Source organism: Fischerella sp. PCC 9605 (assembly GCF_000517105.1).
Classification (GTDB): Bacteria; Cyanobacteriota; Cyanobacteriia; order Cyanobacteriales; family Nostocaceae; genus PCC9605.
Window position 1 is genome coordinate 1689712 of record NZ_KI912149.1, and the last position, 21796, is coordinate 1711507.

General features: G+C 43.2%; 23 protein-coding genes. 13 read left to right on the plus strand and 10 right to left on the minus strand.

Going from position 1 to position 21796, the window contains the following annotated elements:
- Window positions 1-26: 26 nt before the first annotated feature.
- Complete coding sequence (locus FIS9605_RS0122305; protein ID WP_026734579.1) at window positions 27-440, minus strand: universal stress protein; 414 nt, start codon at window positions 438-440, stop codon at window positions 27-29.
- Between the two features lie 246 nt (window positions 441-686).
- Between FIS9605_RS0122305 and FIS9605_RS0122310 the strand changes: the two genes are divergently transcribed.
- From FIS9605_RS0122310 to FIS9605_RS0122335, 5 genes are all read left to right on the plus strand, one after another.
- Complete coding sequence (locus FIS9605_RS0122310; RefSeq protein WP_026734580.1) at window positions 687-1889, plus strand: phosphoglycerate kinase; 1203 nt, start codon at window positions 687-689, stop codon at window positions 1887-1889.
- Between the two features lie 223 nt (window positions 1890-2112).
- Window positions 2113-2772 (plus strand): HAD family hydrolase, encoded by a 660-nt coding sequence (locus FIS9605_RS0122320; protein WP_026734581.1) that lies wholly within the window; start codon window positions 2113-2115, stop codon window positions 2770-2772.
- A 26-nt stretch (window positions 2773-2798) separates the two neighbouring features.
- Window positions 2799-3416, plus strand: coding sequence for an NUDIX hydrolase (locus FIS9605_RS0122325; RefSeq protein ID WP_026734582.1), 618 nt, complete (start codon window positions 2799-2801; stop codon window positions 3414-3416).
- Between the two features lie 384 nt (window positions 3417-3800).
- Complete coding sequence (gene infC, locus FIS9605_RS0122330) at window positions 3801-4268, plus strand: translation initiation factor IF-3 (RefSeq protein WP_269321066.1); 468 nt, start codon at window positions 3801-3803, stop codon at window positions 4266-4268.
- 202 nt (window positions 4269-4470) lie between these two features.
- Complete coding sequence (locus tag FIS9605_RS0122335) at window positions 4471-4659, plus strand: hypothetical protein (protein ID WP_026734584.1); 189 nt, start codon at window positions 4471-4473, stop codon at window positions 4657-4659.
- A 189-nt stretch (window positions 4660-4848) separates the two neighbouring features.
- Here the strand turns inward: FIS9605_RS0122335 and FIS9605_RS0122340 are convergent, their stop codons facing one another.
- From FIS9605_RS0122340 to FIS9605_RS0122355, 4 genes are all read right to left on the minus strand, one after another.
- On the minus strand, window positions 4849-5790 hold the full coding sequence (locus tag FIS9605_RS0122340) for a fused MFS/spermidine synthase (RefSeq protein WP_026734585.1): 942 nt from the start codon (window positions 5788-5790) through the stop codon (window positions 4849-4851).
- Between the two features lie 509 nt (window positions 5791-6299).
- Window positions 6300-6755 carry an adenosylmethionine decarboxylase gene (gene speD / locus FIS9605_RS0122345; RefSeq protein WP_026734586.1) on the minus strand — a complete coding sequence of 152 codons (456 nt, stop codon included), beginning with the start codon at window positions 6753-6755 and terminating at the stop codon, window positions 6300-6302.
- Between the two features lie 346 nt (window positions 6756-7101).
- Window positions 7102-9267 carry a serine/threonine-protein kinase gene (locus FIS9605_RS0122350; protein WP_026734587.1) on the minus strand — a complete coding sequence of 722 codons (2166 nt, stop codon included), beginning with the start codon at window positions 9265-9267 and terminating at the stop codon, window positions 7102-7104.
- A gap of 153 nt (window positions 9268-9420) precedes the next feature.
- Window positions 9421-11133, minus strand: a complete 1713-nt coding sequence (locus FIS9605_RS0122355; protein ID WP_026734588.1) for a serine/threonine-protein kinase — start codon at window positions 11131-11133, stop codon at window positions 9421-9423.
- Between the two features lie 289 nt (window positions 11134-11422).
- Between FIS9605_RS0122355 and FIS9605_RS0122360 the strand changes: the two genes are divergently transcribed.
- Entirely contained in the window at window positions 11423-12976 is a 1554-nt protein-coding gene (locus tag FIS9605_RS0122360) for a phenylacetate--CoA ligase family protein (protein WP_026734589.1), read from the plus strand.
- Window positions 12977-13058: 82 nt separating this feature from the next.
- Here FIS9605_RS0122360 and FIS9605_RS0122365 read toward each other — a convergent pair whose 3' ends face one another.
- Window positions 13059-13958 (minus strand): alpha/beta fold hydrolase, encoded by a 900-nt coding sequence (locus FIS9605_RS0122365; protein WP_026734590.1) that lies wholly within the window; start codon window positions 13956-13958, stop codon window positions 13059-13061.
- Window positions 13959-14684: 726 nt separating this feature from the next.
- Here FIS9605_RS0122365 and FIS9605_RS44275 point away from each other — a divergent pair.
- From FIS9605_RS44275 to FIS9605_RS39935, 4 genes are read left to right on the plus strand one after another with little or no spacing between them, the layout of a single operon-like run.
- Window positions 14685-15011, plus strand: a complete 327-nt coding sequence (locus FIS9605_RS44275) for a hypothetical protein (RefSeq protein ID WP_197036110.1) — start codon at window positions 14685-14687, stop codon at window positions 15009-15011.
- A gap of 48 nt (window positions 15012-15059) precedes the next feature.
- The gene (locus FIS9605_RS0122375) at window positions 15060-15272 is read left to right on the plus strand and encodes a hypothetical protein (protein ID WP_197036111.1); all 213 of its coding nucleotides are present in this window, start codon (window positions 15060-15062) and stop codon (window positions 15270-15272) included.
- A 16-nt stretch (window positions 15273-15288) separates the two neighbouring features.
- Window positions 15289-16455, plus strand: coding sequence for a hypothetical protein (locus FIS9605_RS0122380; protein ID WP_026734593.1), 1167 nt, complete (start codon window positions 15289-15291; stop codon window positions 16453-16455).
- A gap of 53 nt (window positions 16456-16508) precedes the next feature.
- Entirely contained in the window at window positions 16509-16886 is a 378-nt protein-coding gene (locus FIS9605_RS39935; protein WP_051470097.1) for a hypothetical protein, read from the plus strand.
- 134 nt (window positions 16887-17020) lie between these two features.
- Here FIS9605_RS39935 and FIS9605_RS0122390 read toward each other — a convergent pair whose 3' ends face one another.
- The 3 genes from FIS9605_RS0122390 to FIS9605_RS0122400 form a co-directional block, all read right to left on the minus strand.
- A complete protein-coding gene (locus tag FIS9605_RS0122390; protein WP_026734594.1) occupies window positions 17021-17383 on the minus strand; it encodes a phage holin family protein in 363 nt (120 codons plus the stop codon).
- 56 nt (window positions 17384-17439) lie between these two features.
- Window positions 17440-17973 carry a hypothetical protein gene (locus FIS9605_RS0122395; RefSeq protein ID WP_026734595.1) on the minus strand — a complete coding sequence of 178 codons (534 nt, stop codon included), beginning with the start codon at window positions 17971-17973 and terminating at the stop codon, window positions 17440-17442.
- Between the two features lie 622 nt (window positions 17974-18595).
- The gene (locus FIS9605_RS0122400; protein WP_026734596.1) at window positions 18596-19660 is read right to left on the minus strand and encodes an AI-2E family transporter; all 1065 of its coding nucleotides are present in this window, start codon (window positions 19658-19660) and stop codon (window positions 18596-18598) included.
- Between the two features lie 215 nt (window positions 19661-19875).
- Here FIS9605_RS0122400 and FIS9605_RS44280 point away from each other — a divergent pair, with 215 nt between their 5' ends.
- Both FIS9605_RS44280 and FIS9605_RS0122405 read left to right on the plus strand, forming a co-directional pair.
- Window positions 19876-20025 carry a hypothetical protein gene (locus FIS9605_RS44280; RefSeq protein WP_197036112.1) on the plus strand — a complete coding sequence of 50 codons (150 nt, stop codon included), beginning with the start codon at window positions 19876-19878 and terminating at the stop codon, window positions 20023-20025.
- Window positions 20026-20360: 335 nt separating this feature from the next.
- On the plus strand, window positions 20361-20840 hold the full coding sequence (locus FIS9605_RS0122405) for a DNA-binding protein (protein ID WP_026734597.1): 480 nt from the start codon (window positions 20361-20363) through the stop codon (window positions 20838-20840).
- Window positions 20841-20850: 10 nt separating this feature from the next.
- Here FIS9605_RS0122405 and FIS9605_RS0122410 read toward each other — a convergent pair whose 3' ends face one another.
- On the minus strand, window positions 20851-21192 hold the full coding sequence (locus tag FIS9605_RS0122410; RefSeq protein WP_026734598.1) for an ArsR/SmtB family transcription factor: 342 nt from the start codon (window positions 21190-21192) through the stop codon (window positions 20851-20853).
- Between the two features lie 147 nt (window positions 21193-21339).
- Here FIS9605_RS0122410 and FIS9605_RS0122415 point away from each other — a divergent pair, with 147 nt between their 5' ends.
- On the plus strand, window positions 21340-21792 hold the full coding sequence (locus FIS9605_RS0122415; RefSeq protein ID WP_026734599.1) for a beta-lactamase hydrolase domain-containing protein: 453 nt from the start codon (window positions 21340-21342) through the stop codon (window positions 21790-21792).
- The last annotated feature ends 4 nt before the right edge of the window (window positions 21793-21796 follow it).

A 21796-nucleotide genomic window follows, 5' to 3' on the forward strand; every position in this document is an offset into this window, starting at 1 on the left:
CAAGCGAAGCCCTTTACCCTTTACTCTCAGGGAACAATCAACACCGGACAAGGAGACAGATTAATCACACGGTTAGTAACGCTATCATGTGCCCCTTCGTCAGTTAATCCCAGTCCTCGACAGCCCATGATGATTAAATTGGCTTCTATTTCATCAGCAAGATCGCAAATTACAAATGCAGGTTTGCCTTGCCTTTCAATGGTATCGGCTTGAATTCCTTGCTTAGCAAACACTGATTTGGCAGTCTCTAGCAATTGGGCAACAGTCTCAGATGAGGACATCACAACATCTTCACTCGTAGATGCATCTGCTTCTAGTTCTTCCACCACACTCAAAAGCACCAAGCGACTGCCGTACTTTTGGACGACATTTATAACTACATCGACTGCTTCCTGTGTTTCCCGACTTTGGTCAATTGGAAACAGAACTGTTTTGAACATCGCATTTACCCGTTGCTGTATAGAATTTGTGCAAAGTTGATCTTAAAAGACCCCCTTTACTGTCTGCTTCCTTCTTCTGGTTAGAGCATGGAAGTAGTTATTTTTCCACACGTTTTGGTATTGTCTGGCAGACAATTGACAAGAAACTCATCGCTTAACAATTCTTTGCACCACTTACTCCGGTACAATTTGGAATGAGTTTACTAATGAAAAACATAACAAAAAGGCAATCAGGAGGTTTGTGACGTGTCAAAGAAAACTTTAGCAAATTTATCTGCAACAGACTTGTCTGGTAAGCGTGCGTTTGTGCGGGTTGATTTTAACGTGCCTATGGATGATGCAGGTAATATTACAGACGACACTCGCATCCGTGCTGCTCTACCAACTATCCAGGATTTGATGCAGAAGGGAGCTAAGGTGATTCTAGCAAGCCATTTTGGGCGTCCCAAGGGTGTAGATGAAAAATTGCGTCTAACTCCGGTTGCTAAACGTCTGTCTGAGTTGCTGGGGCAAGAAGTTGTGAAGACCGATGACTGCATCGGCGATGAAGTTGCTGCCAAAGTTGGGGCATTGCAAAACGGACAAGTACTGTTACTAGAAAATGTCCGCTTTTACAAAGAAGAGGAGAAAAACGACCCCGAATTTGCGAAAAAACTGGCAGCGAATGCGGATTTATACGTCAATGACGCTTTTGGCACTGCCCACCGCGCCCATGCTTCTACTGAAGGCGTGACTCATTACCTGAGTCCTTCCGTGGCTGGATATTTGATTGAGAAGGAATTACAGTACCTGCAAAGCGCCATTGAAAATCCCCAGCGTCCTTTGGCAGCAATTATTGGTGGTTCCAAGGTTTCCAGCAAGATCGGCGTAATTGAAACACTGCTGGAAAAGTGTGACAAACTCATCATCGGCGGTGGCATGATTTTCACCTTCTACAAAGCCCGTGGTTTGAATGTTGGTAAGTCTTTGGTGGAAGAAGACAAGCTAGAATTAGCTAAGTCTTTGGAAGCTAAGGCTAAAGAAAAGGGTGTTACTTTCTTGTTACCCACAGATGTAGTAGTAGCAGATAAATTTGCTGCTGATGCCAATTCTCAAACCGTTAGCGTTGAGAACATCCCAGATGGTTGGATGGGCTTGGATATTGGCCCTGACTCGGTGAAATTATTCCAAGAAGCGCTGTCTGATTGTAAGACAATTATTTGGAACGGGCCAATGGGCGTGTTTGAGTTTGATAAATTTGCCGTCGGTACAGAAGCGATCGCCCGCACCTTAGCCGATCTCAGCAAAAACGGTGCTACCACTATCATCGGTGGTGGTGACTCTGTTGCAGCCGTAGAAAAAGTTGGTTTAGCTGACCAAATGAGCCACATTTCCACCGGTGGCGGCGCTAGCTTGGAGTTGCTAGAAGGTAAAGTATTACCTGGAATTGCAGCTTTAGATGAGGCATAATAACAATCTTTGAATTATGTTTTTGAGGGTGGACAATGACTTGTTCACCTTTTCTGTATGTTAATTGCTGGTTGGTTTTTGATTTTTCTTGGTGTCTTAGTGTCTTTGTGGTTGAAACACCAAGACACTAAGACACAAAGAGGAAAATGGACTTCTCTACTAAAATTTGGATTAGTTTTTTAATTACCTTGACAGGATCACTACTAACCACTAACCCTAAAACATGGAACCAGCTAACCAATTAAAAGGCATTATTTTCGATTTAGATGGGACGCTAGGAAACACTTTACCCGTTGTCTTTGCTGCCTTTCAACGTGCTTTGGAGAAGTTTTCATCGCGTCAATATACTAATGAGGAAATCGCGGCTTACTTTGGTGCTAGTGAGGAAGGGATTATTCAACAAATTGTGCGATCGCAATGGCAAGATTGTCTGCAAAGTTATCTCTATGAGTATGAAAAAGCACACGCGATTTGCGATCGACCGTTTCCTGGTATTGAAGCAGCCCTAAATCTCTGCAAACAGCAAAATATCGCTTTAGCAGTCGTTACTGGAAAGGGGCTATATAGTACTGCCATTTCGCTGCGGTGTATGGGCTTGGTGGATTGTTTCGATATTGTAGAGACTGGTTCTGCTGATGGTGCCATCAAACCATTGTCAATTCGGAATGTCTTGACCAGGTGGAATATATCACCGCAATACGTCGCTTATGTTGGTGATGCACCCTATGATATGCAGGCGGCAAAAGAAGTGGGCGTTATGCCATTGGGGGCTGCTTGGGCAGAAACGGCAAGCTTTGAGCTATTAGATGAAATGTCTCCCGTAGCAACGTTTCGTAGTGTAGAAAATTTCATTGACTGGATTCGTAGTTATTGCGAACGGTAACTTCCCCACCTATATAGGAGAAAATCGTGCAACCCAAGTGGTTAGAATGGGCGCAAAAATTACAAGCGATCGCCCAAAATGGTCTGACTTTTTCTGAAAACCCTTATGATCTTGAGCGCTTTGAAGCAATACAGGCGATCGCTGCGGAAATCATGGCAACCCACACCAACATCGAATACAGCTATATATTGGATCTGTTTGCCCGTGATGTGGGATACGCCACTCCTAAAGTTGATGTGCGCGGTGCAGTTTTTCGCGACGATACTATCTTACTTGTGAAGGAACGAGCCGACGGCTGTTGGACTTTACCTGGTGGATGGGCTGATATTGGTTTTTCTCCCAGTGAAGTAGTTGTCAAAGAAATTTATGAAGAATCAGGTTATCATGCTCGTGCCGTCAAACTCTTAGCTGTTTACGATAGAGATAGGCAAGGTCATCCACCGTTCCCCCATTACATATATAAGCTCTTTTTTCTGTGTGAACTTGTTGGCGGTTCCCCATCACCCAGTATTGAGACAGAAGCAGTAGGATTTTTTCCTGAAGATGGAATTCCAGAGTTGTCTATTGGGCGTGTGACATCAGCGCAAATTACCAGATTATTTGAACATTACCACTGTCCAGATTTACCAACAGACTTTGATTAAGTCTAACTATTTTCCACTCAATAAGTGCTAGATAACTGCTATTTCGATAATGCCCACTGTTGAGATGCTGGTTTTTGTGGCTACCGTGGCGATCGCTTCCATCTACGCTGATTAATTGATATTTGCATTCAACCGCTTACAAAACTTGAGTCCTTGAGTTTTTTGTTATAAAATATACTTATAATTTTAATTGGATACTGTTCGTTAGCTGAATAAATCACAATCTTAATGAGTAAGTTGGTATGGTTTTTAACAAGTTAATTATATTCTAAATTATGTTCATATCTATAGTTCATAGTTAGCGTTGTGTTACCTTGGTATTACTTGCAAAGCAAAATGTTGAACAATTAAGAGGAAATCATTATCGTAGTCCAAAAGCAACTAATTAACTCACAAATCAAGTCACCTCAAGTCTTCTTGATTGACCATGAGAATAACAATCGTGGTCTGACTGATACCCGTGAGGCTCTAGAGCTAGCTCAGAGCGTAGATCTTGACTTAGTTGTAGTCTCCGAAGGCAAAGACGCTCCAGTAGCGAAGATTCTCAACTATGGCAAGCTTCAGTATCAAAAGAAAAAACGTCAGAACCAAAGCGCTAGACCAACCGTTAAGGAAGTTAGGCTACGTCCAAATGTGGGTATAGCTGATTATAATTTACGCATCAATCAAGCCGTTCAGTGGTTGAGTAAAGGCGATTCAGTAAAGTTTGTCATTCGTTTACGAGGTCGAGAACATCAAAATCGCGCTCATGCTGGAGAACTGCTAGACCGCATTGTAAGTAATCTAAGTTCAGTGGGTAAAGTTCAGTCGCTTGATAAACGCTCACTGATTGTTCAAGTTATTCCTGCCTAAATTAACCTTTGAGGAATCTCTTAAGGGATTTCTCAATGAAGGAATTGCGCTCAATGAGTGGTTTGAGTCTATCACTCAACCATCTAAGCCATATATTTCTATTGGGCATTAGTCACATGATTTAGCATAGCCTACTTGTCAAGAGCGACAGCCCAATAGAAGATTTCCACTACGCGATTGCTTTAGAAGAAATGGTGAGCTTATGGCAACAGTAAATTATAAACTAACCGGGAAATATCTTCCACCTAACATATCTATTTTGGGAATATGTTTTGTTCCTGGAGTGACTGAAATTAGTAGCGAGCAGGTAACTGAAATACGGCAATTTATCAAAACCGATCGCTTGCTTCAGCATTATTTGGAGCAGAAAATTCTGATCATCCAAGATTGAAGGCTTGACCCCTTAAACTTGCTTCACTTGAGCTATTAGGAAGATGAGGGAGACAAGGGAGAGGGGGGAGACACCTTCGGGAAGTCAAAAATATCAAGTCAAAAATCAAAATTAGAATCTTTACTTTTGACTTTTGACTTTTGACTTTTGACTTTTGACTTGTTTTGTCCTCCTTGTCCTTCTTTTTTCCTACTTTACCGAGCCTTGCCCAAAAAATTTCGGAGGTTCGGCGAGGGTGTAAACTTGGGTTTCGTTGGCGATCGCTTTTCTAAGATGCAATGGCAGGTGTAGCATTCCCAAAAGTGCAATCCCATCTAACATCCGGAATCCGCCGCTAGTTTTTTCCTGCAACAGTTGGTCTATCTTTTCTGGGTCGGGTCGGGTATGGATCTCAACCTGTGAACCCAGGATAAAACCCCACGGTCTGCCATAGGTGCAGGTGTGACTGCTGTAGGACTGCACATTCGGAAAAACTGTATTTAGAGTTTTTGCCAAACGAGCGTGGAGGGTTAATTCTCCTGGTGAAACAGGGCCTGCTTGGACAACAAAAAACCCTTTTGGTGACAACACCCGCCGGGCTTTCTCAAAGTATTCCTTGGTGAACAACTGAAATGATGGCCCTGACTCAATGGGATCGCTGAGGTCAGAAATAATCACATCCCATTCTTCATCAGTGGTATCTAAAAAATCAAGAGCGTCCGCTATTACCACATGTAGGCGGGGGTCGTCAAAGGCATTCTGATGCATTTCGCTCAGGTGTTGCTTGCAAGCTTCCACCACTTCGCCATCAATGTCAATCATCACAACCTTGTCTACTGTCTGCCATCGCAGGACTTCCCTAGCGGTGGCTCCTTCTCCGCCACCCAGAATTAATACCTTACGTGGTTCGCCGTGAAAAATCATGGCAGGATGCACCAACGGCTCATGGTATAAAAACTCATCACCAGTACAAGATTGCCATTTGCCATCTAGAACCAGCGCTTTGCCGTAGGTTCCCGTCTCTACAATATACATTTCTTGGTATGCAGTTTTCTGGTAAGCAAGTACCGCTGTCACTCCGTGTGCGTATATATCCCAAGGAGTGATGTATTCGTTTACCCACAAATCTGCACCCACATCGCTACCTGGCATAGAATTACTCTCTCTACTTTCTCTATTTATTAGGCTGATTGGGCGATCGCTAAATGCATTTTTTGTCAGTCAATGTTTGATTTCATATCTAGCTTGAAAATAGGGGAAAGGGAAAAGGGAAAAGGGGAAGAGATTTTCATTCCCTCGTTGTGGGCATAATTGTTCGTGGAGGTTTTGCACCTTGAATGTTCAAGCGGGCGGGAAGCCCGTAACACACTAAACTGTATTTAATACTCAATCGCGTTCAAAAATGTAATTTTACCCCACCCCGCCTGACGGCACCTCTCCCCTTAGCAAGGGGAAGGAAAAAGGGTGGGGTTTTATATCTAAGTACGCGACTGGGTAGAACTATGAACTAGGTTGACAACGGATGATGAAAGTAGACTTTCAAAACAGTCACTCATGTGATTTCATCACGCAAAAAAGCACGAAAATACTTTATGCTTCTTCTTTCTTCCTCTTTTCTTCTGCCTCTTGGCTCTTTCAAGACAGGTTAATTGCCAACAATATCACGATCGTATATTTACCAGCAGCGTTTGTTCCAACTGCTTGATTGTTGGTTGAATAGTAGGTGATAACCTACCCCGAGGAAGTGTCATCAGTACATGGTTATTAGCTTGAAAAGCTTTGACAAGATATTCGCAAGCTTTTTCTGGATTTGTATGTTGACCGCAGGTAAACACATCTACTGCTATATAGCCGTTTTCTGGCCAAGTATGAATCGATATGTGAGATTCGGCTAACAGTGCTAGTGCAGTCACTCCGTATGGTTCAAATTGGTATGATATCTCTTTGAGCAGAGTAGACTTGGCTGTCTTAGCAGCTGCTTGTAAAGCCTCTCTAATGAACCCGATATCATTGAGTAAACCGATTGGACAGCCGTACAGTTCTAAAATGCAGTGTCTGCCAACAGGAACCGAAGATAATTCTTCGGGGGGGTAAGATTGCTTTTCCAATTCTTCCACCTTTACAACAACTAACGAAAAATCAACCCCAAGATGAATCAGGCTACTTCTTGGACTTTGAAGTTCGCCGCGAGACTTTAGACTTTTTTATGCTTTTATGCACAGAAATACAATTATTACATAAAAGCAGAAATTAAATACAAAAATTTTGACGAGCGATTTCTGAATAATAGGTGTTCAAAATATAACTTAAAGAGACAGTGGTTAGTGGTTAGTGGTTAGTGGTTGTAGAGACGTGCCATGGCACGTCTGTACATTGGTTAGTGGTTAGTGGTTAGTGGTTAGCAGCCAACAACTACCAAATGACCAATGACCAATGACCAATGACCAATGACTATTGACTAATTCATTCTGGTATGGGAGTTGGTTCTGGTGTTGGTGTAGCTGTCTCATCAGGTGTCGGTGTGGCTGTCTCACTAGATGTAGGGGTGGGTGAAGGTTCTGATGTGGGTGTATCGCTGGGGGTTGGTGTTGGCGATGGTGTTGGCGTGGGATTTTCCACTGTCAAAGTTAGTTGATAATCGAGTGGATTAGGTCTTCGCGACACAATCACAAATTCATAAAATCCGCTTTCTGGCAGTGTACCTGACCACGATCGCTTTTTGGAATCTTCTAACAATCGGTATTCGCCCGTAGGAGAATAAATTGACCACAAAACTTGAGAATTTGCCTCTAGCTTTACTTCCATGAATTGATCTTGGCGTAAATCAGCTATAAAAACTTTGCCAGCTGAGTCTTTGAGGTTGCCATTGACTGTTTTGCTAGTAGCACTGGGATCAAAGACAATTTTTTGGAAAGCACTTCTGGCAGCAATAGCGTTGAGTTGATCGGCAACAAACCCGTGCCAAACTTGTCCAATAGGCTGATTGATAAAATTCTTACCTTCCCGTTCTGGAAATTGCTGGAAGAATGCTGCATCCCCTAAATCGTACAAAGCACGGCTAGATACATTCAGGTTGTTGACTTCGACTTTCCAGCGATCGCGATCGGCTCCTCCGTAGGTACCCAGTCGCCGCCTAGCCTCTGAACTCAGTTGCGTCAACTTTTGCAATACTTGAGAGGCGGTGTTATCCCATTCTTTCCGCAATTGGGCATCTGTGGATTCGTCGGTGAGACTGCGTCTTTGCAGGGTAGGATTTTGATCCCAAAATACCTGATTTACCAAGCTCACATAAAAATTTTCATCAATACCTAATTGTTGACGGCGATCGCCTAATCTTTCTTTACGCGCCCGTTCTTCAGGTGAATATTTAGCCAGAGGATCGACGGGTTGCGGAGTTGGGCTAAATGTTGGTGTCGGCTGTGAGGTGACATTGTCTGAACCATCACCACGAGAACGCAACGAGATCAAGTTACTCGCTCCCCAAAAGCTAACGCCAGCAGCACAGGTAAATAATAAGAACACCAAAATGATTTTTCCTGGCGTCCACCAAGTGGGAGAGGGGGAGATGGGGGGATGGGGAGATGGGGTGGTGGGGAGAGAGGGGGCGACGGCGACGGTGAGGGCGGTTGGTGGATTTGAGGCTGCAACTGGGGCAGGAGGCTGAGTTGGGACAATGGGCGGGGTGAGGGCTTGCAGAACTTGACGAGCACTTTGATAACGTTCTTGGGGGGATGGAGAGAGCATTTTATCCAACACTGCCCCTAAATTGGGACTGAGGCTAATTTCTCGTCGCCATTGCCAATTGAGAGTATAACTATCAATTAGTTCTGATGGTTGTTTGCCTGTAAGCAAAACTAACACCGTCGCTGCTAAAGCATACAGATCGCTGTGAGGTTCTACCAAACCTGAGTGCATCTGTTCTGGAGGAGCATATCCAAACTTGCCCAGTAAGGTTGCTGGTGGTGTCACAGCGCCGGCGTTAGCTTGGTAATATTGAGAGGCGACGGTTGCTGCTACTTGTTTGACACCGCCAAAATCAATTAATACTGGCAGTTGGTCAACATTGCGAAGCATTAAGTTATCTGGGGAGATATCGCGGTGTATAACTCCCAAAGAGTGGATGTATTCTAAGACAGGTAGGATTTGCTGTAATAGTTGGCGTACTTCTGCTTCTGTAAACCGTAAACCTTGTCGCAGGCGCGTATCTAACAATGCGCGGTAAGTTTGTCCTTCTACGTAATCCTGTACTAAAAATAAGTATTCCTTGCCATTTAAGTTACTGCGAAATAACTCGCGAAAACGGGGAATTTGCGGATGTTGCAGTTTGTAAAGAACAGTAGCTTCCCTTTGAAATAATTCTTCTGCTTTTTGCAACACGTAGGCAGTTTGAACTTGAGGGGAAAATTCCTTTAAAACGCAGAGTTCCCGGAAGCGGTTGATATCTTCAGCTAAATAAGTGCGTCCAAACCCTCCTTGACCGAGTTGATGCACAATTAAATAGCGATCGCCCAAAGTTTGCCCCGATTGAATACCCTGACTAGCCGCAGCATCCAACTTCTCGCCGCAATGAAGGCAAAAGCGACTACCTGACGGGTTTTCGTGTCCTTTGGAGCAATAAACAGAATTCATAGTCAATAGTCAATAGTCAAGGGTCAAGGGTCAATAGTCAATAGTCAATAGTCATTGGTCATTTGGTAGTTGTTGGCTGCTTACTACTAACCACTAACCAATGTACAGACGTGCCATGGCACGTCTCTACAACCACTATCTACTAACTATTCCCTAATTAGCAGATTCTAGTTTACCCACTTGATCGGCTGCGATCGCATACCATATTTGAGCAAATGTACTCCGATCTAGTTTCCCATTGCCACGTCGTTGTCCTGGAAATAATCGGTCAAATTTTCGATTTGTTTCTGTTTGCAGTTGCTCGATTGTATAATCACCTAACTGACCTGCTTGGGCTTTTTGCTGCCAAGTTGCGTAATCTCGTGGGCTATAGCTTCCCAATTTCCGACGCGCACTTGTACTGAGATCAGCTTGTTCTATTTTTTTTAATAACTTGTCAGCATGACTGTACCATTCTTTTCGGAATCTTGCATCTTCTGAATTAGAGGTGAGGGAACGCCCTTTTAGCTCTGGATTATCAGTATAAAAAATTTTATCTACCGTTTGAATAAAAAATCCTTCTGGAATTTCTAGCTGTTGGCGGCGATCGATAATTTTAGCGATCCGGGTTGCTTCCTGCTTATCCAAGTTACCCGATGGTTTCGTCGGGGAATTAGAACCATCTGGAAATTTAGGGAGAGTGATCGTAGGAATCGTAATTGATGATACGCCCTGAATAACGGCATTTACCAGCGCCCAAGAACCAACGAAAGTCAAAGCGGCTACGGTTGTTGCTGCCATGCTTACAGCAAACGGACGCAGCCAAACAGGTATGTTTAGAGTTTGAGCGATCGCTTGTGTTTTGTTGTTGAATTTGGTAGCCAGGGCTTGGGCGCGTTTTCGCCCAACAGGTGCAACTACCATAGTCCGGAGTTTAGTAACATGGGGATTGACAGTTTTGGTAGGGGTAGGCGATTGTAAATCTTTGAGGACTTGATCCGCACTTTGATAGCGATCGCTAGGTTTATAAGCCAGCATTTTTTTTAACACAGCTTCCAGGTGAGAACTCGTTTTGATTTCCGTTCCCCAACGCCAAGTTCCCTGATAGCCGTCATAGAGTTTTTGTGGTTCCTTTCCTGTCAGCAGCACCAGCGCCGTCACCCCCAAAGAATACAAATCGCTACTCGGAAAGGCTTTGCCCTGGCGTAGCTGTTCTTCTGGCGCATAGCCTTTCTTTCCCAACAAAGTCCGGATTCCACCCAGTTGAGTAAACCAAAAACCCTGAGAAGCAGGTAATTGTTTCACACCGCCAAAATCAATCAAAACTGGTAGGCTATCAGAATATCGCCAAATTAAATTATCAGGAGAGATATCGCGGTGAACCACATTTTGAGAGTGGATGTAGGACAACACAGGTAAAAGTTGTTGCAGGAGTTTAATTACCTCTTCTTCGCTAAAATTTTCTCCTTGAGCAAGACGTTTTTCTAGCAACTCCTGGTAATTGTCACCCTCCACATAGTCTTGCACCAAAAAGAAAAAATCATGATTGCCAATCTTTGCTTGCAGTGAGGTGTGAAAGCGGGGAATTTGGGGATGCTGAAGTTTTTGCAGTACACTAGCTTCTCGCTCAAACAACTCTTTAGCTTTTTTTAAATTCTGCTGTTCTTCTACTTGGGGTGCAAATTCCTTCAGCACGCACTCTTGCCCGGATTGCTTCACATCCTCCGCCAAATAAGTACGTCCAAAACCCCCTTGCCCTAATAACTTTACAATCCGATAGCGCTTGGCTATCAACTCTTCCTGATGAATAGGCAAAGGTTCACCACACTCGGTACAAAAGCGATTACTCCCTTTATTGGCGTGTTGTCTACTGCAATAAACCTGCATGGTGCTGAAGAATAGATAAAAGGTTTTATTATTTAGCTACAACAAAGATAACCGTTATTACGGACATCCCTCTCAATCTTGAGTGGGAGAGTGGAGCAGTGGGAGAGTGGGCATCGGGCATTGAGCATTGGGCATAGTTAACAATCACCAACCACTAACCACTAACCACTAACTACTAACCACTAACCAATGTACAGACGTGCCATGGCACGTCTCTACAACTACTAACTACTAACCACCAACCACCAACCAACAACCAACAACCAACAACCAACAACCAACAAACATCATGAATACCGAATCACAACGGCAGCGGGCAGTTAGCGCATATACAGATTTTTTAAATACCCCCTTAGATATACTCATACAACAGCATCTCCACACTAGAGTCGAATCAGCACAGCAGTCGCCCCAACAGGAGGAATTCCCGCACGGGGCTGCCTCAGTTTTGTCATTATTTCATGATGTAGCTACTAGTGTACCTGCATACAAACATTTCTTGGCAGAACATGCAATCAATCCCGACTCTATTCAAACCTTTGCAGATTTTCAAACACTGCCGCTGATTACTAAAGAAAATTACCTTCTGCGTCATCCTTTAGCAAACTTATGTCGCCACGGGCAGCTAGAAATGTGCGACATGATTGCTGTTTCTTCTGGTTCGACAGGAAAACCGACATTTTGGCCGCGTTTCTTCACAGATGAGTTACAAATAGCCACACGCTTCGAGCAGATATTTCACGACAGTTTTGCTGCTGATACTAAACGCACTCTCGCTGTAATTTGTTTCACTTTAGGAACCTGGGTAGGGGGAATGTATACCACCAATTGCTGTCGCTATCTTGCCAGCAAAGGTTATCCTGTTACCGTAATTACTCCAGGTAACAATAAAGAAGAAATTTTGCGGGTAGTCCAGGAACTCGGTATTGCTTTTGAACAAGTTGTATTGTTAGGATATCCACCATTCCTCAAAGATGTGATTGATACAGGCATTGCTCGCGGCATTGAATGGCAACGGTATCAAATTAAATTGGTGATGGCAGGAGAGGTGTTTAGTGAGGAATGGCGCAGTTTGGTAGGTGAAAGAGTAGGTTTTCAACATCCCTGCTACGATTCTGCATCACTCTATGGCACAGCAGATGCAGGTGTATTGGGCAATGAAACACCCTTAAGTATCTGTATTCGCCGTTTCTTAGCAGCACATCCAGAGGCGGCGCGCACTCTGTTTGGTGAATCTCGTTTACCCACACTCGTACAGTATGACCCAGTCAGTCGTTTTTTTGAAGTCAAAGATCGTGCATTGCTCTTTTCTGGAGACAACGGTATTCCCTTAGTGCGTTACAATATTTTGGATACTGGTGGTATAATTAATTACAATGCTATGCAGCAGTTTTTGGCGCAGTACGGTTTCGATCCGGTGACTGAGTTACAAGCTCATGGTGGTAGAGGTGTGCGCCCATTGCCTTTTGTTTATGTTTTCGGACGCTCTAACTTTACCGTCTCTTACTTTGGTGCGAATATCTACCCTGAAAATGTAAGTGTGGGATTAGAACAGCCAGAAATTAGAGATTGGGTTACGGGCAAGTTTGTCATGCAGGTAAAAGAAGATGCAGATCAAAACCGGTTTTTATCTATAGTTGTGGAATTAGCGCCAGGAGAAGAAGGTAACGAACAAAGAAGGCAAGCCATAACATCTTCCATTCTCACCCAACTATTGCGCCTCAACAGCGAATTTGCTAACTATGTTCCACCAGAATATCAAATGCCACAAATTGCATTAGTCCCAACAAGCGATCCAGAATATTTTCCTGTAGGAGTAAAGCATAGGTATACGCGTAAGTAGTTAGTGGTTAACTGTTAGTAGTTGGTGGTTATTAACTATGCCCTATGCCCCCAACCCCAGTTAACAGACACGACCTAACAACTTAAAAGACCGCATATGTTTGCCTAATTTCTTCTAAAGCTCGACGTAGATCTTCAGAGTGCATCCAACCCACAAAACCTGCATATAAACATTGCCCCTCTGGAGACGCGACAAACACGTGGTCTACCCCTAGGAGATTTCTCCAAGTTCGGATTGTACCACCGTTGTTGAGGTTCATCAAGATTTCAGCTTTGCTAAAGTCTCGCCAATGACCATCCGTAATACCTGGTACGTCGTGTAACCGTCGAATGATTTCGTCAAAAGCGATGGCTTCACCAATTGTAGAATCCAACCAGAATTCGCTAATTACAGACACGACGGCTGGATGATTTCTTAATGCAGCGTGGGATAGACCAGGCAGGTAGGTGAACAAAGCATTGGGAAACTTTGTACATTCTACGGGAATTGTACCGTCACTGCCACCGTCAATATCTCCTGCGATCGCTAAAGTTGGGATAACAGCAGCAATTTTTTCAGCGATGATTTTACGATTTATTCCCAAGTCACGAGCAATTCCGATTCCTAAGCCAAACGGGTCAATAATTCGCCCCAAGTCTGCTCCCCCAACTGGCGATGCAATCAAAACGAGCGAGTGTATCTTAGACCACCATTCTGGATGCAGTTTCAGTACTTCTAACCAGATTAAACCGCCCATCGAATGACCAATAATCCTAATCGGTACATCCGAATAGTTATCTATTTGCTTGCTGGCAATGTTTTCTACAAGCTCGATTAGGGGAGTTATGCTAATCCAGGTCTGAATGTATCCCAGATTAGGTGCAATAATCACGGTTGTTTCCGTAACCAAGCTACGAGCCAGAGCCTTCATTTGTTGGTTATCATCAGCCCAACCATGCTGCACAAATAGGAGAAACTCTGGTACGTAGGGTTTTATATGCATTTTATCTTTTGATTTTTGACTTTATAAATTTTAACTTGGAGTTTGACCACAGTCAGACGCCATATAAGAAGCTGTTAGAGATAAAGTCTCTGTTAGGGGATTAAACAGGATAACAAGTTCGGCGATCGCATACACAATATCGATGAGCCAGAATAAGCAAAATATGAGACTTATTATTTTGTTACAAAGGGATGAGTCAATAAGCTTTTTAACAGAAAAATCTCCTCATGGACAATCACCCACTAGCATGAATGTAAATTGCGTTTACAAGTCAGGAAGTTTGCTTTTACTGCCATTGATTCAGTTGAAGTAATAAAGGGGGTTATTTGGTCAGATTTGGTATGAGTTATTGCTACTGAAAGTATATGTTTTTTTGAAAAATTATATTTTTATATTTACATTTATAGCTGATTTAAAGACTAATTATTATAGTGAGACTGTGAGTTATAAACATATTTGGAATTAACTTGCATTTAATGTGATTTGATACTGAAACCATATATTTTTAGTGTAGAGAGACGCTATGGGGTGTTTAGACAAAGGGTAAAATCTTTTTTCGTTGTTTCCCATAAATCATATTAAAAGTAAGTTGTCAGGCTCAAGAAGATTCTTTATTTTGAGTATAAAAGAGTCTAGGGGTTTAACTATCTCAGCAATTGGTTTTTGTCTTAGTAAATTAGATAAAAGCTTTCAAGTTTTTTAGAAGTAAATAAGTAAGGCAGAAATATGAAGACTATATTAATTTTTGCCTTTGTAATTATCGTGTTACTAGGGTTACTATTGACACCATCATCGATATTAACACAGGCACAAAAACAGGTGTCACCCAGACAAAACATTGAACAAGTAAAAGAGCAAAATGAATCTGAGTTAATGGCTATTGATGGTGTAGTTGGTGTCGGAATTAGTGAATGTGAAGGTGCTCCTTGTATCAAAGTGTATTTAGAAAATGAATTTCCAAAGTTGAAAAAGCAAATACCAACTCAACTTGACGGATTCAAAGTAGATACAGAAGTGACTGGATCTATTGAGGCGTTGCCTCAACAACAATAAATGTTCCGTTTGTGAAAGGAGGCGATCGCAATGAACAATATTGAGACCGTGAAGCAGAAACACGAGGATCAACTGATGAGGCTGCCCAACGTTACAGGCGTTGGCATCGGTGAGAAAGAAGGCAAGCCAGTCATTAAGGTCTTTGTGGAGCGTAAAGTTCCGGAGTCGGAATTGCAGCCGCAGGAAATTGTCCCCAAGTCTATAGAGGGATGTGAAACAGACGTAGAAGAGATTGGCATCGTGACAGCACAAAGCCAATAAAAAAAGGAGATTTAATATGAAACTAGATGACAATATGATGCAAAGGATGACGTTGTCACCAGAGGCTACAGCAGAAGCACAAAAAGCTCATGCTGCTGCCGTTGAAGAATTTATGGATCCACAGCGACTACGCCCCAATGTTGTTGGTATGGGAGTTGGCATGAAGTGGAGGGATGGGGAGCCTACAGGTGAACCAGCTCTGGTGACACTAGTCAGCCGCAAGTTACCGAGGGATGAGTTGAGAGAAGCTGACCTGGTGCCGCAGACATTGGCAGATATGCAAACCGATGTCCTTGAAGTAGGTTATCTTTTCGCTCACGTGGGCGAGTTGCGCCAGCAGCAACCATCGCAGCTAAGAACCGAGATCATACAACCCGGCGATGGTCTGCTCACAGGAGGCTACCGTGTCAGCGAAACAGTCGAGCCACTAGAGAAACCCACCATTGAGCTTCTGGCCAGACGTACCCGCCCAGCGGAAGGTGGCTACAGTGTCGGTCATTTTAGGATTACGGCGGGTACTATCGCTACTTGCGTGTATGACATCCTACCGGGAGGTTCCATTAACCCGCCCACGCATGGAGTAGGTGTACCATCCCGTTACTATATCCTCAGCAACAACCACGTCCTGGCAAACAGCAATAATGCAACTATTGGCGATCGCATCCTTCAGCCGGGGCCGTTTGATGGAGGTGTCGATCCATCTGACCGCATTGCTAACCTCAGCAGATTCATCCCGATTGAGTTTGAGCCACCAATACCGAGGGCACAGCACAATAACCTTGTAGACGCAGCTATTGCCGAAGGTCAGTTCCACGATCTAGATCGCGAGATTTACTGGATTGGCTACGTACGGGGCTGGCGGCGGAAGCAGAATGTAACGGTAGGGACGCGCGTGTATAAGACCGGACGCACCACAAACTTCACAAGCGGCAGGATTACAGCGATTGGTGCTACGGTCGATGTCAATTACGGTGGTGGCAGGCTAGCACGGTTCAGAGACCAAATTGTTACCACGAACATTTCAGCTCCTGGTGACTCCGGTTCACTGGTAGTCACGCTGGAGAACAGCATCCCGGTTGCGGTAGGACTGCTATTTGCCGGTTCCTCTGTGGCGACTATTGTCAACCAAATTGAAAACGTGCGATCGCTACTGCGGGTGGAAGTAGCAGAGCAGATTCTCTAATTTGACCAGTCTCATACCAAGTTGCAATCACAGCTAAAAAAAGGAGTATTGATATGCCAGAAACATTAGTACAGGGCATCGCCGCCGAAGCAACCCAGGATGCCAATGAGCAGGAAGTTCGCCAAATATTCAAGGCACGAGAGGGAGTCGAACCACAAGAATTATTCGGCACCGGCCTTACCTACAGACACAATTGGGGAAATAGAAACGGTCAGTGGATATTGCACCTTAATTGGAACTTCGTCACAAATAACTCTCGCGTCTTCGTATCAATCGGCGAAGGTGCAACTGGGGGAGGCAAGTTGATCGGAGCTGCCAGGTACACCCTCCACAACGTTGCTCCGAGTAACGGTAGAGTCAGTATCTGGGTTAACATTGAGTGGAATTCTCCTATTCCACTCCTTGTCGATTACCTGGTCGTCAATCCCTAATACAGCGCTTTGCATCTAGATGGAGTCCACCCTGCCCCTAATCCCCACACTGTAGGGATTAGGGGCAATAGGGATTGGGAATTGGATCTTTTCGCTTGCCCGATGCCTATTGCCCTTTGCCCTTTCCTGCCTTCTTAGTACACGATCAAACCTGCCTGACGCAGGATAAAGAAAAGAATAGAGTTGACAATGCTAAGCGCGATCGCCCCAATAATCGCACTTGCAATTCCCCACCGGAGTCTAAATCCCTCAACTATCCAAGCTGCCAGACCAAATACAATGATGCTGCCAATCAAGGGAATCAACCCCAGGCTAATAACGGTACTTGTCGTTCTAAACCAATTAGGAAATAAACTCCAAATGCCATTGAAAGCGCCAATAATTGCTCCAGCAATCAGAGCAATCCAGGGACTATCAACCTCAACGCCTGTAGGTAGTTTGGAGATGATTAATAAACTGATAGCAATCACTACAACAGAAATGAGAAAGCCAGTCATTGATACACCTCAGAATGAAATTAGAGTCAGTCATGGTAAATTAGTGTTTGCAACTATTAAACCTTGAATGTCAGCGTCTGTTCCAATTTCTTGAGCATGGAAGCTTCTGGTTCGCTGACCTTTTCACCACCAATACTAAGAAAGCCTCCCTCCTTAACCGCTTCCGCTACTTTTTGGGCGATTGACATCAGCCAAGATTTGAACTCTACTGCTTGTGCGGCAGTAACCTTAGCTGCCAGAATTGATGAAACCTGCTCAAAATGAGCAATGGCTTTCTGACGCCCCTCTGCTGCATTCTTCAGGTTCTGGAGTTCTCTGAGTAATTTAAACTCCTTCTTTAAGAGTAATGCCTCACCTTGAACGGGTTCTTTAGTGTCAGCTTCATTTAAGGAAGCAACCAACGCTCCTACCAAGTCATTTGTGATATCCTGGCGTTGCTGTTCTGCTGCAAGTATCTTGATTCCTGCCTGCGCTTCTTTTAGAAAAGAGACAGGATCGGTCTTGTCTGCTAGCGTTAGCCCCATGACGGCTTGTAAAGGAGCCTGCATGAGAATTGCCCATTCACTGTCTGAGAAATATTGCTGCGCCATTTTTGACTACCTCATAGTAAGACAAGCTTTGATGGTGACTAGTACCGCTGCGCGGAAGTCACGCATTCAAAAGTCAAAAGTCAAAAGAATTGTATTCCGGGCTTTTGCGCCATTTTGTATGGTAGGTTTATTTGCACCGTACTGTACTAGACATGAAGAAATGGACTATCACTTACCAGAGAAAAAAGCTGGTATATCTTGCTCGAACAAATATTATGGAAACTTTGAATTTTAGTTATTTTTTATACAGTTTAAACATAATTTAATTAACACTATTGATACCAAAGTAACTGTTCAATAACTTTGTCAGCTTTGAGGTTTTGTTTCAATAGCAGATAAGCCAGTTAAGTAAGTTAGTTCAAAAAACTTAGTACAGTATTTCATTAAATCGTAGCGAATTTCCTTAAAAATACTCTGCTACCTGGTGCGCTGACTCTGCGTTCCTTTGCGTTTAGAACACCGATTCAGTAATCTTCAAAAGAAAAGAAAGACAAAACAAGTTAAAAGTACCAAGTCAAAAGATTCTAATTTTGACTTTTGACTTTTGAATGCGTGACTTTTGACTTCCCGAAGGGTGTCTTCTCCCTGTCCCTTGTCTCCCTTGTCTTCTTTGTCCCCCCTTTTATGGAGGCGGAACTTCCAATTTATTCGTTAATTCTTGCGATTGCTCTGGTACAGATGCTTGTGCTTCCACTTCTTCTGCTCTCATCCAAGCGGCTATCATCCCAGCAATTGGAATAGATAGAAACACACCCAGTAACCCAGCAACTCGCTCACCTATGAACAGAGCTAGAAAGAGTAAAACGGGGCTTATCTCCAAGGCATTGCCCATCACTTTCGGACTCACAAAATTGTCTTGAATTTGTTGAAGAATGATACAAGCAATAATAACTTTGACGGCAACTACCCAGCCCTGAGACGCCAAAATTAAGAGACTAACCGTGAGTACTGCAAGTGTTGCACCAATACCGGGGATAGCATCTAATATTCCCACTATGAGTGCTAAAAATAACGCATAGTTGACTCCTAAAATTGAGAAGATAATAAAACTCGCGGTTGACAAGAATAGCATTAACAATAATTGCCCCCGGAGAAACCCCAGGAAACTTCGCTGAAATGTGATGGCAAAGCGATCGCGCGACTTGGCAGGTATCAATCTCAAACAGGAAAACCAGAGCTTTTCGCCATCAATCAGCATGTACAGACTGATGACAGCAAGAAAAATCAGTGTGAAAATACTGGAGAAAATATTTTGAACAATTCCTATTCCAGAGATTAAACCCGTTTGTAAGGTATCAAATAACCTCTCAAAGTTTAAGTTGCCTAGAAACTCTTTGAAGGGTAATATATTCTGGGTCTTGAGGGCATCAGCAATCCGTGCAGTTAGTCCTTGTCCTTGATGGATCACCTCCAATCCAAGGGCAGTTACCAGAGCAATGAGCACAGCAACAGTAAATAAGAAGACAATTGTAATTGCCAATCCCCGGGGAATATAGCGAGACAACCACTTAACTGGATAGTTGAGTAATGCTGCAATAATCGCAGCGGTAGTAAAGATGGCAATAACGTTATAGAAGTAACCAATTAGCAGAACAAGCGCCCAAGCACAGGCGAACAGCAACAGCAAGCGTAGCAAGGTTGAGGTGTTGAAAGTTTGCCAGGGATTTGGTTTTGGGGATTGACTCATAATTTGTTAAAGTGTCATGAGTGCTATCGGTTCGATGTCTAAGTCGTTTCCACCAATTAGTTTGCAAGCATTTTTTCGTACCATCGTGTCACTTGCCAATTTTGTCTGTCTATATTATCTAGGAGATTGAGCGATCGCTTGTCTAATTTTTGTAATCACTCAAATTTTATACTGGACGCTGACAAACTAAATAAAACTTCCATTTTTTGTTCTGGATGAACAGAATTTTCTCTGGTTACAGCAATACTGTAATTAATAATTACATCTCCCAGCTGATAATTATTGATGTCAAATGCTTGGCTGAACTCACATGCCAAGCTATTATTTATTACAAAATTATCAACCGCAAACGGCGAGTAGCTTAACGCAGCATTACTATCTTAGAAAATGGCTAGAAAGTTAGCGTTGATGAACTGATTGCAGAAATCCAAAAATACACTTCATATCAAGTTCGGGTGAACACCGATCGTATCTGTGAAGGTCGGTAATAGGTAATGGGAAAAATCAATTAGCAATTACCAATAAAACCAACCATATCGTAAGTAATTAGTCGACTTGATATAATAAGCTACTATTCCAGCTTCAAATATTTGGTTGTTAGTAGAACTACCAACTATCTCCTCACAAGTTCCTCATTTTCTTTTTCTACAACTATTATTGTGGCACTCCAAAACTAACTTGTTGATGGAGGTTGAGGGTCATGAGGAAAAGAGGAGCTTTAGCAGCAGCAATATTAATTACTCTCAGTTTGGGTATTGTCAGTCAATCTTTTGCTCAACCAGGAATGAGGATGAGAGGTAGTGGTGGCTGGGGGCCAGGACATCATTACAGCAGAATGTATAATGCTCAAACTGTTGAGACTCTCAGTGGGGAAGTAGTCAGTGTAGATACAATTACTCCCTCTAGAGGAATGTCTCAAGGTGTGCATTTGACTTTGAAAACAGCTAAGGAAACTATTTCGGTACATTTAGGGCCAAGTTGGTACATCGATAACCAAGATATGCAAATTCAGCCAGGCGACAAAATTGAGGTTAAAGGCTCAAGAATTTCTTTTGCAGGAAAACCAGCAATTATTGCGGCTTCTGTTAAGAAAGGAAACGAAGTACTAACGCTGCGGGATGACAAAGGTTTTCCTGCTTGGAGTGGTTGGAGATATGACAATCAACAACCTCAGAGGTAGATCGCAAAATTTACCCAGCTATTTCCTTGATCTGTTCTAACTGCTGTACTTGTTCTAATAGACGGGTGGCGATGCGATCGCACACTACTTCACATAGCTCAAAAATTACCGGATCGGAAATCTGATAAAAGACGCTCACTCCGTTGGGATGGCGAGAAACCATCCCTACTTGCATCAAAACTTTCAGATGTTTAGAAACATTCGCCTGACCTAGCCCCGTTGCTTCCACAATTTCTGTCACACTTTTAGGCCCAGACCTTAAACAATTCAAAACTTGCAGTCGGCTGACTTCTGAAAGCACTTTGAAATACTCGGCAACTTGAGTAAGAGCTGTAATTGATATCTCCGACATAAAACTTTAACAATACAAAACCAAAATCTTGCTTCTACTACCATATTACTATATAGTAATATGGTAGTAGAAGCAAGATTTTGGTTTTGCTGCTTAAAATTATACACAGTAATCGAATAGAAGGCTTCACCTACCAGGGAGGAACCAATGGAAAACGTGAAAAGGATTAATGATGAGTTAACCGTATCAGGACAGGTAACGCCAGAACAGTTGCAACAGGTAGCAAATGAGGGCTTTAAGTCAGTAATGAATTTGCGATCGCCTGATGAAAAAGGTTTTCTTGCCGACGAGGAGCAACAAGCCAAAGCATTAGGGCTGCATTATGTAAATATTCCAGTCAAAGTTGATACCCTCACTGAAGAACAGACAACAGAGATTCTCAAAGAAATAGACGAACTTCCGAAACCAGCCTTAATTCATTGCGGTACAGCGATGCGTGCGGGTGCAATGTCGTTGATGAATGTGGCGACAAGGCAAGGAATGACACCAGAGCAAGCATTTCAAAAGGCTGGTGAAATCGGTTTTGATTGCAGTTCCAATCCAAAAATGAAGGAATTTTTCGCGCAATACGTTTTCCAGCACTCATCAGCAAACAAGTGAAGGA